Raw genomic sequence first — 14,288 nt, 5'->3', positions numbered from 1 at the left:
GTCGGCCAAGCTAAGTTTGTATTCATGAATTCATCTCCCTCACAAATCAGAACGGTTTGCGTCGTCTGGCAGACGATGGGGCCTTATCACCTCGCCAGGCTGAAGGCAGCCCACGACTTTTTTAAGGAACGTGGCATCGTAATGATCGCTATCGAGACCGCAGGGAGCAAGGGCTCCCTGGTCAAGGAGATCAAGCGTCACGAGACCCCCTATGTGTGCGTGCGCTTGTTTCCGGATCGAGTTTTCGAGGATATTAGCCCGCTTGAAATGGATCATGCGGTTCGTTCGACCTTGTACCGAATTAACCCTGATGCTGTGGCCACCAACAGCTATTTTTTGCCGGATACTCGATCGGCGCTACGGTGGTGCCGAAGGAACGGTCGCGTGGCTGTAACCATGATCGACAGCAAGGAGGACGATGCGAAACGGAAGCCGTGGAGGGAGTACTTAAAGTCAATCATCGTGAGGCAATACGATGCCGCTTTGGTCGCTGGGGTGCCGCATCGTTCCTACATGAAGAAAATGGGGATCCCGGGTAAGAATATCTTTGATGGTCTCGATGTGGTTGATAACGACTTCTTCGCCGCCAAGGCGGCGGAGGCTCGGGCGAATCCCAAAGCGTTTGAGCACTTGCCTGCGCTGTTCGATGAAGGGGAATACTTCCTAGCCTCGAATCGTTTTATTCCACGCAAGAACTTGGAACTCCTGCTGTCTGCCTACGGGGCGTATCGAGAGAGAGCGGACAAGCCGTGGAGGCTTGTGATGTTGGGAGATGGGCGTTTGCGAGAGCGCTTGGAAGCGCAGGTCGAGAGGGAGGGCATTGAAGGGGTGGCCTTCGTTGGGATGAGATCGATCGATGAAGTTGGGGCCTACTATGGCTATGCCGGAGCCTTTGTGCATACCGCTTTGGTAGACCAATGGGGCTTGGTCGTAAACGAAGCCATGGCGACGGGCCTGCCAGTGATCGTCTCGACGGGATCGGGGTGCTCTATGGATTTGGTAGATCCTCCAAAAAATGGATACGTATTCGAGTCGACCGACGGGGAGGCATTGATGGCGGCCATGCTGAAGGTCTCCGCTGCCGGGGCGGATCGGGCAGCGATGCGCGCGGAATCCTTGAGAATTATCTCGGAATGGACGCCGTCGCGGTTCGCAAGTGGCTTGTATGAAGCTGTGATAAGTGGGGGCGAGTCGGGGCCTCGCTATTTGGGGCCTGTGGCTCGACTGGTATTCTGGCTAATGCTTAAGGTGGGTAAGAAGCCAGCGGCGTTTGCATCGGTCGAAGCCTAGAAGGCGCTGTTTAGATCGAAGTTCCGTTTTCTCGTTTCCATACCCTACGGTTTTTGAATCAGATCGAAAGCTGAAATGTTGAACTCGAATGATGCTTCGTCCCCTCGAAAGCGCTTTATTGAAGTCTTCAGGATGAGGGCGAATTATATTTAGACGTGTATCCGATTTAAGAATACTATAGCGTTTTTTCGTGTGATTTGACGTAGCAAATTGCGTGACAAGCACGCTCCCACAGGAGCTTGCGGTGATGAGTAATGCGACGGGATAAAAGAAAAATGCTCTAAAGAAATTTCATTACGTGCTTCGCTTTCGTCGGTGAGTGAGAGGCAGTCCAATGATACATACTAGCCTCTTCTGAGTAGGGTTGCAGCTTGCTGCAGACCGCAGTGCAAACCCGTTACCCAGCGCGATGCGGTCTGGACCAAGGTCCAACCCTACAAGTACTCGATTTATTGGACAGTCTCTGAGGAAGCGTTTGGGTGCGGCTTGTATCTATAAGACCAGGTGTTTTTGTATTTCTGTGTCGTAGAGCAGAAATGTTGCCAACGGCGAGTGGGGGAGTGAAGTTTAGGATACGTTTTCAATCCATTTTAAAGGTTGAGTATTAGTGGCGCTTGTGGTGCTTTTTAGACACTAAATATGGGAAGAAAAACTAGGTTTAGTCGCTTCGTTGCAATCGCAGCAATTTGTATCTCCTTCTCGGTTCAATCCTTCGGTGTATTGACAATTAGTGTTAGGGATGTGGGCGAGGATGTGGTTGTTTCATTTGCTGGTTCTCTGGACACCACTGGTCTGACTTACAAGAGAGCTGCCGCGATCAATGCAGAAATGTATCCTCATGCGGGCTTCCTGTTCAGTTCGCCAGACGATGGGCTAGCGGACGAATATGAGTCTGCCCTGCCGGTGAGCTTTCCCTACTTTGGGGTTGGCGCGTCCGAGGGGAATCCCCCCGAATTGTCTCTGTCTGCTGATACTGGCGCAGGGGCGGCATTTGGCCTAGGTTCGGAGTACGTGTACCTGCCTCGAGGGTACGTTTCTAAAGAGCGTTTTTCAGGTTCCTCCACTTACAAGGGTGCTTCAATCGAGTCGCTTCGAATCGATCCCGGTATTTACACCACGGCTCTGCCTAACGATATCGTAGTGCTGATAGTCAGTTCGCACCCATCTGCGACGGATCCTGGTTCTGTTCCAGATGGCGATTCTGATTCTGGCGCGGGTGGAGAATCGGATCCCGACCCCTTGCCGAACGCGGTCGACAACGGCGCTTTCGAATCGACTCTGTCGCCATGGAAATTTTATACGAATGGAAAGGGGGATGCCTCGATCGTGTCGCCGGGCTTTGACGGCTCCGCGAGCGCCGCTCTGGTGGTCGTAAGCGCCACTGGATCGAATACGCAGCTCTTCCAAAATGGACTTAGCTTGGAACCGAACACGGAATATAGCTTGTCGTTCGCAGCCTATTCGAATTCTGGGCGCAATGTTCGTGTCTCTCTAGGCAAGCATAGCAGTCCTTACACGAACTATGGCTTGAACAGGGTGGTTGTGGATTTAACCACTGGCTGGAAGGTTCATACTCTGACTTTCACGACAGGAAACTTCAGCTCGAGCGTCAGCGATGGGAGGTTGTTTTTCTGGTTCGCTAGCGACGCGAGATCGGGCGACCGGTATTTCATCGATGAGGTGACCCTCTCGCCTAAAAGCTTGTGAAGGGTGGGGGCAAGCAGCTGGCTTACGGTGCTATGAGAAAGGAGTTCAGGGGTTTCTATTACGCTGCTCTGTTGAGTATGCTGCTCTCTGCTTTTACCTCGCCGGTGGAAGGCGTCTTAACGGTCATTGTAAGGGAGGTGGACGGAGATGTCGTCGTGCAGCACGCGGGTTCCTTGGACCTTGCTGGCTTGGAATTTGATGCGACTACGACGCGTCCAGCTCTTTTGCACCCCCCGTTCGGCAGTTTGTTCTCTGCGTCGGGATCCTTGGACAGGTATTCGAGTCCGATGCCGACCACCTTCTCGGAATTTGGACCGCATCGAGGAGTCGATCCGGATACTTACGAGCTTGCAGATACGAGCGCTGGACTGCCTTTCGGGATAGGCAACGATTTCGTTTTCGTTCCCCATGGCTATGTCTCCGGGACTCATTTCTCTGGAAAGTCTACTTTTGTTGGGGAAACGTTTTCAACGCTCCAGCTTGAACGTGGAGTGTATGCAGCCGCGATTCCCAATGACTTGTTTGTGTTAATCATCGGTTCGAGTCTTTCCCCCGAGGCTTTGAATTCCAGCTCGACCGACGTTCCCGACCCGGATCCGCAACCCGACCCGGATCCCGATTCCGGAGAGCAAACTGACCCAGACTCGGGTTCCGATACGGGCGTTGTTCCGAAGATAACGCTAACGGCTGACAGCGCTAGGCTGAATGGAGGCGATATTAATCTCAGCTCCGGCTCCTATATCGATTTTTGGAAGGGCACCGAAAGCTTTCCCAGTTGGCAGATTGCGGCCCCAGTTGCTGGTGACTATGCAGTTCGGATCTTATATTCCGTTGATGATCTCAAAGCCGGCTCCACCTACGAATTATCGATCGGAGATAAAAAACTCAGTGGTGTGGTTCCCAGTACTGGAGGCTGGAAAAATTTCAGGACGCTGGATCTCGGTGTTGTCGCTTTGCAAAGTGGCTCTCACAGCGTGGCGTTGAAGGCTCTCACAATTAAAAACGTCTATTTCATGAACCTGAAGGAAGTCGTTGTGGGCGACTTCGATTCCGACGTCGAGGCCTCCGGTGAGGAACAGGATGAGGATAGCGAGGGTACGGACTCGTCTGGTTCGACTGGCGGTACGTCTGGCGAGTCGCAGGGGGAAGGCAAGGACAACTCTGATCCAACGAAGGACGACTCCAATCTCTATTTCTTCGCGAAGCATCTCCCGCGAGCCATCGATGATGCGGAGGAAATGGCAAAGTATCCACCATACGATACGATGACGCTTCAGGAGCTGTTCAACGCCCCTGCGGAAATTCGCATCAAAGACAGTTCGCCGGTTCTCGATGCGTACATCGATCCGGCTACTGGTAAACCGACTGACCAGTTCACCGAATATAGCAAAGACAAGTATGGCGGAATAATCACGGAGCACAGTCGCAACGGAACTGGGTTTTTCCGCACCGAGAAAATCGACGGAAAGTGGCGGCTCCTGACTCCGGAAGGTAATCTCTTTTTCAACATGGGGGTTACGGGCTTTGCGTACTACGGTCGGTCTTGGGCGATTTCCGACGATCCCGACGCGTTTCAAGCCTATGACGACGCACGCGTGCTGGGAATTGGCAGGGACAAGCCTTGGGACAGGCTCCGCAACGGGCAGCTGTCTTTCAGCCTGTTGCTCTACAACGCCTGGAAGAAATGGGGCGACAACTACCAGGATGAGCTGCTGCGGTACCAGCAAGAAACCCTCGCCCGAATCGGCTACAACTCGCGCGGCGCGTTCAGCGGAAGGGGAGATTTCGGCGATGAACCCAATGTTCCGAAGGCTCCGGTTCGAACCCTGCAGCGTTGGATGGTCGAGGGGGGCACTCAAATACGAAAATTGGCGCCCGAACTGATCGACCAAGATTCCTATCCTCGGAATTACATTCCATATGACTACCGGGATCCTGAATTTCCTGAAGTCGCCAGAAAGTGGGCACAAGAAAATCTCACTCCTCTAAAGGGTAACAAATATATCATCGGCGTGTTCATAAACAACGAGATGCCGTGGTTCAGGGTAAAGGACCGCCAGCTTCGCAACGAGATGGCGGAACGCTACTATCGAGTCATGTCTGAGGCTTTCAAGGAAGTGCTCCCCAACCATTTGAATCTCGGAGATCGGATTTGGGGGGTAGAGGCTTTGGTCGCGAGAGAGAGGGAGGACTGGGACCTTTTTGAAATCCAAGCGAAGTATGTCGATGTGGTGAGCCTGAATTTGTACATGCATCTTACGGCGGATGCGATGAGGAAGCTCGCCTCGCTGGATAAGCCTTTGATGATTGGAGAATGGGCGGTTTTTACTCGAGACGCGCCATCGCGGCGCAAGAGTTACAAGCCCAACGCCTACCAGGACCCGTACTATACCCAACCGGATAACCAACACGAGCGCGGCCTGAACTGGAAGATGCAGATGGCGGAATTTTTTAACAGTGGATTCGTGGGAATACACTGGTTCCAGGTGAACGATTTCAGTCGCGCTACAGATCCCGGAGCGAATGAGGGCAACTACGGTATGTTTAGCGATCAGGCGGAAATCTATCATGACTTCGGAGCCCATATTGAGGAGTTCAACAAGCGGATGTATGACATCATGCTCGGCAAGCTCTTGTACAAGCCTGACCCGAATGTGACTCATACCTCGTCCGATCTCTATGGCCTATTGAAGCAGTTCGTGTGGGTGGAAGGCTGGAAGCCCTCGGCGATCCCCGGAAACGGCAATCCGGGTTACTTGTCCGACTACATCCAGAAGCCGTTTCTCAGCGGTAGGCTGCGCAGCGCGGCTGGACCCTCTTGGGGCAAGGCTCAAGCGGGCTGGATAGAATATGAGTTCAAGGGCTACGAAATGGAGGAAGGTTTGCTGTACCTACGTTACATGGCTGACGGAGATTACGATATCGACGTATTGCTCAACGGCACGAAGGTTGGCACGATTACCTGCAGCGCGACTGGAGGAGGGAGCTCATGGACGAATCGCACTGCGTTCTCGATGGCTAGCATTGGACCCGTCGCTGACGGCGTCCACACGCTGAGGTTCGTTGCGCAAGATCCGTTCGCGGACGGTCGTGGGGTCGCAATCGACGGATTTTTCGTGTCTCACCGAAATCTACATATTGTGAACGAAATAAATTCTCTCGGGCAAATCACGGCGCCGCAGTATCTGCCGCCGGAAGAGTAGTTAGTGGGCGGCATCCGATCGGACTGAGATGCCATGAAATAGAGAGAGTGGGGGCGAGCCTCAGATCAACTTAGCGAAATTGTATCTGTCTTGTACCGCTATCAAATATAGCAATCGTAGAATAAGCCTGCTTCTTAATTATATCCGTTTGATGAGTAAACTTCATAAGTGGTGGGCTGAGTCCCACTGATTTTAGCAGGGACTTGTTTAAACTCTCTGTGATCGACCGATCTGATCCTTTAAGCGAAGCGCAGCCAACGCATTGGTTGCTAATTGCAGTGCCAAAAAAAGGTTCAACACATTTTGCGGGGAGACGCTCTTGAGGTAGGGCTGGCGCTCGCGCCAAGCCGCGATGCAGGATATTCGATTTGGGATCTGCGGCACGCCGCCTTTCGACTTACCGCTAGCTCTACGACAAGCGACGGTCCTGCAGGTAAATACCCACTGCCGTTGGGGATGAACCAAAAAAAACCGCCCCTATTAGAGGGCGGCTTATGAAATGGGTTAGGATTCGGGCTAGTGTTTGATCCTGCGACGGATTGCGCCGAGTACCAGAAGTCCAAAGCCGAGCAAGGCGGCTGTGGCGCCTGTGTCGGGTACGGGGTCGGGGTCGTCGATTTCCGTAGTGATTTTTTCCAGAATGGTAACTGCGAGGTCGTCGAAGTCGTTTGCCGGGAAGATCATGGGGCTTACTCCGGCCAGGACGTATGTCTCGTACCAGATTTGTAAGTCCGCATTGTCGACTTCTGGGGTGATGATGGGAAGTCCGTTGATTTGGTCGATGCCTGAGTCGATCGCATCTTGTGCAGCGTCTGCGGTCTTTTGCCCGGTTATAGCGAATCTGGCATCTTTATTTGCGTCGGATTGTTGAACCGTACGGAAGCCGCCGTTTACGGGTTGGCGGTTGTCTTTACCGTCGCCGGAGATGTCGATTATTTTGCGAGTCCCTTCGTAGTCGTTACTAGCGATCGAGTTGCTGGCAAAGGTTATAGCGCCCGCAATTTCCGTTAGCCCGCCGATGCCTGACGTCAGGCGCGAGAGCGCGGCGATGGAGTCAGCGAAAGCGGTGGCGCTGGCTGCATCGGTGAGATGGGTCCAGGGCACTCTGGTTTGCTGATTGGTCCCAAAAACGATGTATGACACAGCGACGCCGCTTGGGGTGTTCGCTATGAGATCCTGCAAGGCTGGATTGCGGAAAGCGGCCTCGTAGCCGTCTTTCTGAATCTGCCATTCTGTGTTTGATATACTACTGGAAACGTCAATTACGAGCGCTAGCTCTACGTCAACGCTGATAGCGCTAGCGGAAGTTGCAAAAAGTGCTGCGGCACTCAGGAGGGAAACGATTTTGGTTTTCACTTTTAGTTGGTTTCTTAGTTGGTTACAGATTGTGGTGGCCCTGGCGGCGGACAGGTTACAGCTCGCTGCTTGCGATAGAAACAGTGAAGGACGGCCAAGCTGATTGCCGACTTTCGTGACACTGCAGACGGTTGGTAGACTAAACCTGGAGTGTAAAAAGAATGTTAGTTCTTTGATTCTAGTAGTAGGCTTAAGAAGCTCGTTTGTCAAACCGCGATACCTACTGTTTAGCCTGATTACCCCGTAGTATTAGTGAATGTCGCTTAGTCTCTAAAGACTATGGTGGACTAGGGGTGATATTAGGTAGAGCGCACCATGTTTTTCAGCGAAAACAAGCGACTAATTGACCCATTTGGGAGATTTGTAATAAGGGTTTACAGATTTGAGCAGTTCGTTGCTATAGCGTGAAGCGCTTCTAGCAGGAATCGGAGCTCATTTTTGAGCCATATAAACACTCTAGTTGAAGACAGTTATTCCCTTAGATTGTATTACTTAATGATTGGGCTTTATTTGGATCCTAGCGCAGTGAGTCGCGGGTCGGATCTCTTATAGAACCTTTAATGATCAGAAAACCGGGATTGGCCGTCGCATGCGCTGGGATTACGCGTACGGGCGGATGATATAAACAACTGTACAAGACCAACTAATGAGTTTGTCGTTCACAGCGGGCTCACGCTGCCTCCGGCCTTCGATGTGCTCTCTCGTATATTGGTGAGGGGCGGGCTGACGTTCGCGCTAGGATTTTGCGCGCTCCGCCTTTGTAGGGTTCGTAGGTCTATTCCGATTGGAACGGTGCTGTGCGAACTTAAGGTGTGCGCGGCTTGTTGGAGTTTTTGACGTGCTGCTGTATGAGCTCGTGAATGAAGCGCAGTTTTTCGGCTACGGGCGGTGCGGTGACGAAAGGGTAGGCGTCAGGCGTGCCGAGGCTGCGGTTGAAGGAATTGATGAGGCAGGCGAGAGCGGGCCAAGCTTTGATGATGGAGTCGAAGCGAGTGGGGTCGATACGCCGGTGGTAGAAGGTGGGATCCTGCTTGTGGGATTTGGCGATGTTGACGCTTGAATAGATTGCGGTGCCGATGGCGTCCATCATGTGCAGGTAGTGAGCCCAGGTTTCGGCCCAGTCCTCCCAGGCGTGGGCAGTGGCATAACTGCTGATATGCGTCTTCGACCAATTGGCTGGTGCTCCGTTGGCGTAGTGTTTTTTGAGGGCCTCGCCGTAGTCGACCGTTTCGTCGCCGAAAAGGGACCGGAAGGCGTCGCGTTGGGAATCTTCAACGAGAATGTCCCAGTAATAGTGGCCGACCTCGTGGCGGAGGTGTCCTAGGAGGGTGCGATAGGGTTCGCCGAGAGCGGTGCGCCGCCGCTCCCGTTCGGCATCGTTGGCTTCAGCGATATTCAGGGTTACAACTCCGGATGCGTGGCCGGTCAGCACGGGTGGGGCTTCCGGCTCGGGCGAGTCGGCGAGGAAGCGAAAGACGAGTCCGTTCGGGCTGGTTTTGCTCCGGGGCTGGGGGCGGAGTCCGAGGCGGTTGAGGTTGTAGACAAGGCGACGCTTGGCGTCCTCGATTTTTGCCCATGCGACTTTGTTCTCGGGATGGGCCAAATTAGGAATAGTCTCGGTGAGCTGGCAGGAGCAGCAGAGAGAACGGGGGGAGTCGGAGGGAAGGGTCCAGTTGCAGGTGGCGTGCTGGCTGTAGTTCTGGCAGGCCCTGTAGGCGGTGGTGTTTGACCCGGCGGCGAGGGCGACCATTTCAAGGCTTTCGATGTCGAAGCCGAGCTGGGTATGGCAGCTGAGGCAGACGGTATTGGAAAAGAAGACGCGAGCTTCGCACTGAGGGCAGTAGTAGTTTTTCATCGGTCAGCGGGCCAGTGGCAGGAGACGTGAAGGAGCGGTTGCTCGTTCTATGTATAGGAGAAGGCTATGGAATGTAGAGCTAACAAGTATTTCCGTTATCGCAGGGAATGCCGTATAGTATGTCCAACGACAGAAAGAAGAACTAAGATGAACGCACTTAACACTACCAAGCTTTTTGGCGCCACACTTACCACAGTGGCAGTGATCGCAACTGCAGCGGTAATCGCTCCGATCGCGGGTATACTCGGGGTCGCTGGAATGATCGGCGCGGGGCTGGTCGCCATGGCCGCATTGGAAACCAAGAAGCGCGCTTACTAAGCGACACGCCAGGTAGGAAGACGCCCACGGAGTGGCCGTGCCACCTGGATTACAATTTTTTTGGGGTAACATACAAAATAGATAGCGCATAGGGATTAGGGGTAGTCCCGCTATCGAAGGAAGCCCGCGCTGAGCTTAGCTCAGGCGGGCTTTTTTGCGTCTGGATGCTATGCGGCTCTGGTCGCGAGGTTCCAAGGGGCGTTTTTTCGCGCTGGGATTCGATGTTTGCGTGTTCGGGGGCGTTGAGCGATAGGCTAGGGGCGATGTTGCACGGTATGAGGACGGACTACGGGGAGGTTTTGCGCGAGATCGCGGATGCGGTGGGGAAGCTGGAAAAGTCGGGCGAGGTGGCCCACTATATCCCTGCCTTGGCCAAGGTGGATCCGGACCAGTATGCCATGTTCGCGGAAATTCCGGGAAAGGAGTGCCATGGTGTGGGAGCGGTGGATACGGTGTTTTCGATCCAGAGCATTTCCAAGGCGATCACCTTGGCGATGGTGATTGAAAAGAAGGGAGAGTCGCTTTGGGAGCGGGTGGGAGTGGAGCCGAGCGGCAACGCTTTCAACTCGCTTTTCCAGCTGGAAAGGGAGATGGGCAAGCCGCGCAACCCGTTTATCAACGCTGGCGCCATTGTAGTGGCAGACGAACTACTGAGCCTTTACGACGATGCGAAGGGGCACTTGTTGCAGCTGGCGCGGGAGTTGGCGGGGGACGAGACGATCGACTATGACGTGGAGGTGGCGAAGGGAGAGATGGCGACCTGCCATACGAACTATTCGCTCGCCCATTTCTTGAAGTCACATGGCAATTTGAGGAATCGGGTGGAGGACGTGATCGAGCTTTATTGCTACCAGTGTTCCTTGACGATGAGCGCCAGGACCTTGGCCCGCAGCTTTAGCTTTCAGTGCAGCGACGGAGTGATCCCCTACAGCGGCCGCCGGTTTTTGACTGCTAGCCAAAGCAAGCGCTTGAACAGCGTGATGCTGACCTGCGGCTTTTACGATCAGGCGGGAGCCTTCGCGTACCAAGTTGGCTTGCCCGGCAAGAGCGGAGTGGGTGGCGGCATCGTGGCGGTGGTGCCCGGTTTCATGAGCGTGGCGGTTTGGAGTCCGCGTTTGAACAAGTACGGCAATTCGGTCTTGGGAATCGAGTCCTTGGAGCGCTTTACCACGAAGACCAACCTGGCGATTTTTTGAGTCGAGGTCAGCGGGTGGCTGCCCTTGAATAGGCGGTAACGCGGGCTTTACCTCGAGGGTAGAATCTGGGGTAATGGGCATGAAGATGAAGGACTTAGGAAAAGGGGGATCTGCCAAGTGGCGTTTGGAGGAATTGGTGGGCTTCGAGTGCGCTTTGGCGAAAGACGAGGGCCTGGATTGGCAGACCTTGAAGCGTCAGGATGCGGAGACGCGGATTGAGGCTTCGGTTTTGGCGGGTGGGAAGCGTCGAGAGATCGCTTTGGCGTGGTTGAGGGCTCGCTTGGCGGATGCTCCGGAGATCAAGCTGGCGTCGGATAGCGTGTTGCACTCGCTGCGGGTGGCGGGGCAGTTGCTGGGGGCGGGCGGCTTGCTGCTTGGATTGGCAGCGGCCACGGGCGCTTTGGCTTACACTGGCGAAGCGCCGGTCAACGTTTCTGCCTTCTTCAGCGTTTTCGTCTTGCTGCAGGCCTTGCTGGCAGCGGGGTTGATAATGGTTTTCGTTTTGCCGCGAACTTGGCGGGAGCGCCTAGCTTTCGGACCTTTGTTTCGGGCGACTCGCTGGGTGTTGGAGGCGATTTTTTCGAGATTGCAAAGCTTGTCGGCTCGCTTCTTGTCGGGCCAGCAGCGGCAGGACGCGGCGGAATGGGCAGGTGCGGCACGGCGTTCGCTGGCCTTGCATGGAAACGCTGCCAAGTGGCTTGCTTTTTCCAAGATCCAGGCGGCGGCTTTGTTTTTTAATTTCGGTGTGCTTGCGGCCCTGCTGGTATCGGTGGTTTTCTCGGACCGAGCTTTCGGTTGGCAGACGACCTTGAATGCGGAGGCAGATTCGGTGAGCCAGCTTGTTCGCTGGGTTGCGGCGCCGTGGTCTGCTTTCTATGGCGAAGGGAAAGGCTATCCTGACCTGCAGCAAATCGAGGGTAGTCGGATCGTATTGAAAGAAGGGATACGTGGACTGGAAAGCGAGGACCTCGCGGCATGGTGGCGTTTTTTGGCTCTTGGCGTACTGACGTATGGGGTTTTACCTCGCATCCTTTTCTATCTTTTGGGCAAGTGGCAGCTACGTGCGGCCTTGGCCCGCTATGATTTTAGCAATGCCTCGGCGGAACGTTTGCTGCAGCGCTTGAGGCCGGATTCTCCTCGCTTCGACGCGGAGAAAGTCGCTCAGGGGGCTGAAGGGCTGGAGCCCCGCGTGGAGATTACAGGGGAGGACGCGAGCCGAATCCGACGAGTCTGCTGTCTCTGCTCGAGCGAGCTGGGCGAAGCTTTCGACTTGGAAGCCTTGCGATTGCGTTTGGCGGAGAGGTGGCAGCTTTGGGAAGGTAAGATGGAAGTGAAAACTTATCAAAACGGCAAGATCGCGGAGGCGGCAGCGGAGCTTGGGAGCGAGGTTCAACTGGCGCTTGTATTCGAAAGTTGGATGCCGCCGATCCGGGAGATCGAACGTCAAGTGAAAGCCTTGCGGGCTCAACTTGATAAGCGCAGCTTGCTGAAAATCGTTTTGCTGGGAATTCCTGCCTCTGCGGAAGAGGAGATCTCCTTGCATCCGGATAAGCAGTACGCGGAGGCGTGGCGTTCCTTTGTGCTCCGCTTGGGCGATCCCTATTTAATCCTAGACAATCCAGCCGTATGAAAAGCTTACCCCGATTTGCAATTATCGGCCATCCCAACGAAGGGAAGTCTTCGATCGTGGCGACCCTCTCCTTGAACGACGCGGTAGCGATCAGTCCCACGCCAGGAGAGACGGTTCAGCAACAACGCTTCGATTTGAAAGCGGGCGAGCGTACGATTATCGAGTTTGTGGATACGCCTGGGTTTCAGAATCCGCAGGCCACCTTGCAGTGGTTTCGGGAAAATGAGGGTGTGGGGGAGGACCGAGTGGAGCGTTTTATTGAGACGCATGGTGGCGATCCCGATTTTCATCATGACTGCGAGTTGCTACGCCCTATCGTGGAGGGGGCTGGCATCCTCTACGTAGTGGATGCCTCGCGACCGATGACCGCAGTGGACACGGCAGAGATGGAGATCTTGCGCCTAACGGCCAAGCCGCGCATGGCGATCATCAATCCCAAGTCGAATGAGAGCCGTTTCTTGCAAAGTTGGAAGACGGCGTTCCGCCAGCATTTCAATTCGGTTCGCACCTTCAATGCGCAGACGGCACGCTACTTGGATCGTATCGAACTTTTGGAGGCGCTTAAGAGTATCGACCAAGATTGGGAGCCTGCCTTGAGCGAGGCGGTGGAACTGGTTCGTATGGACCGGCGACGTTCGACGGAGCGGGCCGCGGAGGCGATGGTGGAGCATCTCGAGCAAGCGTTGCGGTGCAGCTGTAGTTCTTTTTTGGAACATGAGAGCGGGGCGGAGTTGGAGAAGCGTCGCTTAGAGGACGAATATCGATCCAAGCTGGAGAAAATTGAAAAGCGCTTTCGCGAGCAGGTGCGGGACATTTACGCGGTGCGTAAAGTGGCGGTGGAACTGCCGGAAAATTCGATCTTGGCGGAGGACCTTTTTTCGGAGCGGGCTTGGCAGGCGCTGGGATTGACCCAGAAACAACTGGCGATCGCGGGAGCCTTGCTGGGAGCGGGGATCGGCGTGGGCGCCGACTTGGCGGCGGGCGGCATCACCTTTGGCGTGTTTGCGTCGCTGGGAGCTGCGATCGGGGCGGGCTCGGCCCTCTGGAAGGGGAAGGATTTGGCGAGGGCCAAGATCAAGCAGCTGCCGCTGGGCGGCTTGAAGGTGACGGTAGGGCCGAACGTTTCGGACCAGTTTCCTTTCGTGCAGTTGGATCGATTTTTCCTGTACGCCCAGTTCGTCTCCAACTGGGCTCATGCCCGGCAAGAGGCGAGCGTGAGCTTGGATGACGCGGACGGAAAGGCGGGGCTGAGCTCCAGCTGGGGGCAGGAGCAGCTAAAGATTGCGACGCGTTTCGTGAAGGCGGTCAAGGGCGGCAAGGCTGAGGATTTGGAGTCAAGCGGGGCTGCCTTACGTCAGTTGTTGGTCGATGCCTTGGGCTGATCCGTGAGAGGAGAGCGGGGTTCGTATAGGATATTCCTATTAAAAGTAGAGGTAACAAGTATTTCCAATTATGGCGATTTGTTCGTATAGTAAGCATGTCCAACAACAAAGCAGTTAAGAAAATGAAAACGCTCACTACTACTAAGATCATCGAAGCCACCGTCGCAGCCACTGCGATTCTCGCAGGTGCGGCCGTGATCATCCCCGCTGCCGGGATTCTCGCAGCAGTCGGCCTCGTCGCCGGCGGATTGGTCGCCATGGCGGCCTTGGAAAGCAAGGGTCGCGCTTACTAAGCGACCTTTCGGGAGGGCGTCTCGGGACGAGCCGCACCACCTGAATAGAATTTTTTGG

General features: G+C 54.7%; 10 protein-coding genes. 8 read left to right on the top strand and 2 right to left on the bottom strand.

The window, feature by feature from the left end; genetic code table 11:
* Positions 1–24 precede the first annotated feature (24 nt).
* The 3 genes from IEN85_RS16910 to IEN85_RS16900 all read left to right on the top strand — a co-directional run bounded on the left by IEN85_RS16910 (position 25) and on the right by IEN85_RS16900 (position 6,200).
* A complete protein-coding gene (locus tag IEN85_RS16910) occupies positions 25–1,290 on the top strand; it encodes a glycosyltransferase (protein ID WP_191618285.1) in 1,266 nt (421 codons plus the stop codon).
* An 828-nt stretch (positions 1,291–2,118) separates the two neighbouring features.
* Entirely contained in the window at positions 2,119–2,997 is an 879-nt protein-coding gene (locus IEN85_RS16905) for a carbohydrate binding domain-containing protein (protein ID WP_191618284.1), read from the top strand.
* 77 nt (positions 2,998–3,074) lie between these two features.
* Entirely contained in the window at positions 3,075–6,200 is a 3,126-nt protein-coding gene (locus tag IEN85_RS16900; RefSeq protein ID WP_191618283.1) for a carbohydrate-binding protein, read from the top strand.
* 516 nt (positions 6,201–6,716) lie between these two features.
* Here the strand turns inward: IEN85_RS16900 and IEN85_RS16895 are convergent.
* Both IEN85_RS16895 and IEN85_RS16890 read right to left on the bottom strand, forming a co-directional pair.
* Complete coding sequence (locus IEN85_RS16895) at positions 6,717–7,556, bottom strand: VPDSG-CTERM sorting domain-containing protein (RefSeq protein WP_191618282.1); 840 nt, start codon at positions 7,554–7,556, stop codon at positions 6,717–6,719.
* A gap of 805 nt (positions 7,557–8,361) precedes the next feature.
* Positions 8,362–9,411: a zinc-binding metallopeptidase family protein gene (locus IEN85_RS16890; protein ID WP_191618281.1), complete on the bottom strand. Its 1,050-nt coding sequence runs from the start codon at positions 9,409–9,411 to the stop codon at positions 8,362–8,364.
* A 147-nt stretch (positions 9,412–9,558) separates the two neighbouring features.
* Between IEN85_RS16890 and IEN85_RS16885 the strand changes: the two genes are divergently transcribed.
* The 5 genes from IEN85_RS16885 to IEN85_RS16865 all read left to right on the top strand — a co-directional run bounded on the left by IEN85_RS16885 (position 9,559) and on the right by IEN85_RS16865 (position 14,230).
* Positions 9,559–9,729 carry a hypothetical protein gene (locus tag IEN85_RS16885; RefSeq protein WP_191618280.1) on the top strand — a complete coding sequence of 57 codons (171 nt, stop codon included), beginning with the start codon at positions 9,559–9,561 and terminating at the stop codon, positions 9,727–9,729.
* Positions 9,730–10,004: 275 nt separating this feature from the next.
* On the top strand, positions 10,005–10,925 hold the full coding sequence (locus IEN85_RS16880) for a glutaminase (protein WP_191618279.1): 921 nt from the start codon (positions 10,005–10,007) through the stop codon (positions 10,923–10,925).
* 85 nt (positions 10,926–11,010) lie between these two features.
* On the top strand, positions 11,011–12,555 hold the full coding sequence (locus IEN85_RS16875) for a DUF2868 domain-containing protein (RefSeq protein ID WP_224772694.1): 1,545 nt from the start codon (positions 11,011–11,013) through the stop codon (positions 12,553–12,555).
* A complete protein-coding gene (locus IEN85_RS16870) occupies positions 12,552–13,937 on the top strand; it encodes a GTPase/DUF3482 domain-containing protein (protein ID WP_191618277.1) in 1,386 nt (461 codons plus the stop codon). The genes IEN85_RS16875 and IEN85_RS16870 overlap by 4 nt, the downstream gene beginning before the upstream one ends.
* Positions 13,938–14,059: 122 nt before the next feature.
* The gene (locus tag IEN85_RS16865; RefSeq protein ID WP_191618276.1) at positions 14,060–14,230 is read left to right on the top strand and encodes a hypothetical protein; all 171 of its coding nucleotides are present in this window, start codon (positions 14,060–14,062) and stop codon (positions 14,228–14,230) included.
* The last annotated feature ends 58 nt before the right edge of the window (positions 14,231–14,288 follow it).

This window comes from Pelagicoccus enzymogenes (genome assembly GCF_014803405.1).
Lineage (GTDB): Bacteria > Verrucomicrobiota > Verrucomicrobiia > Opitutales > Opitutaceae > Pelagicoccus > Pelagicoccus enzymogenes.
The sequence above is the reverse complement of the archived record's forward strand: the minus strand, read 5'-3'. Positions and strand labels throughout refer to the sequence as shown.

Excerpts from the sequence above, each read along its gene's own strand:
- IEN85_RS16910 (WP_191618285.1), top strand. The coding sequence starts at position 25 with ATGAATTCATCTCCCTCACAAATCAGAACGGTTTGCGTCGTCTGGCAG.
- IEN85_RS16905 (WP_191618284.1), top strand. The coding sequence starts at position 2,119 with ATGTATCCTCATGCGGGCTTCCTGTTCAGTTCGCCAGACGATGGGCTA.
- IEN85_RS16900 (WP_191618283.1), top strand. The coding sequence starts at position 3,075 with ATGCTGCTCTCTGCTTTTACCTCGCCGGTGGAAGGCGTCTTAACGGTC.
- IEN85_RS16890 (WP_191618281.1), bottom strand. The coding sequence starts at position 9,411 with ATGAAAAACTACTACTGCCCTCAGTGCGAAGCTCGCGTCTTCTTTTCC.
- IEN85_RS16885 (WP_191618280.1), top strand. The coding sequence starts at position 9,559 with ATGAACGCACTTAACACTACCAAGCTTTTTGGCGCCACACTTACCACA.
- IEN85_RS16880 (WP_191618279.1), top strand. The coding sequence starts at position 10,005 with ATGAGGACGGACTACGGGGAGGTTTTGCGCGAGATCGCGGATGCGGTG.
- IEN85_RS16875 (WP_224772694.1), top strand. The coding sequence starts at position 11,011 with ATGAAGGACTTAGGAAAAGGGGGATCTGCCAAGTGGCGTTTGGAGGAA.
- IEN85_RS16870 (WP_191618277.1), top strand. The coding sequence starts at position 12,552 with ATGAAAAGCTTACCCCGATTTGCAATTATCGGCCATCCCAACGAAGGG.
- IEN85_RS16865 (WP_191618276.1), top strand. The coding sequence starts at position 14,060 with ATGAAAACGCTCACTACTACTAAGATCATCGAAGCCACCGTCGCAGCC.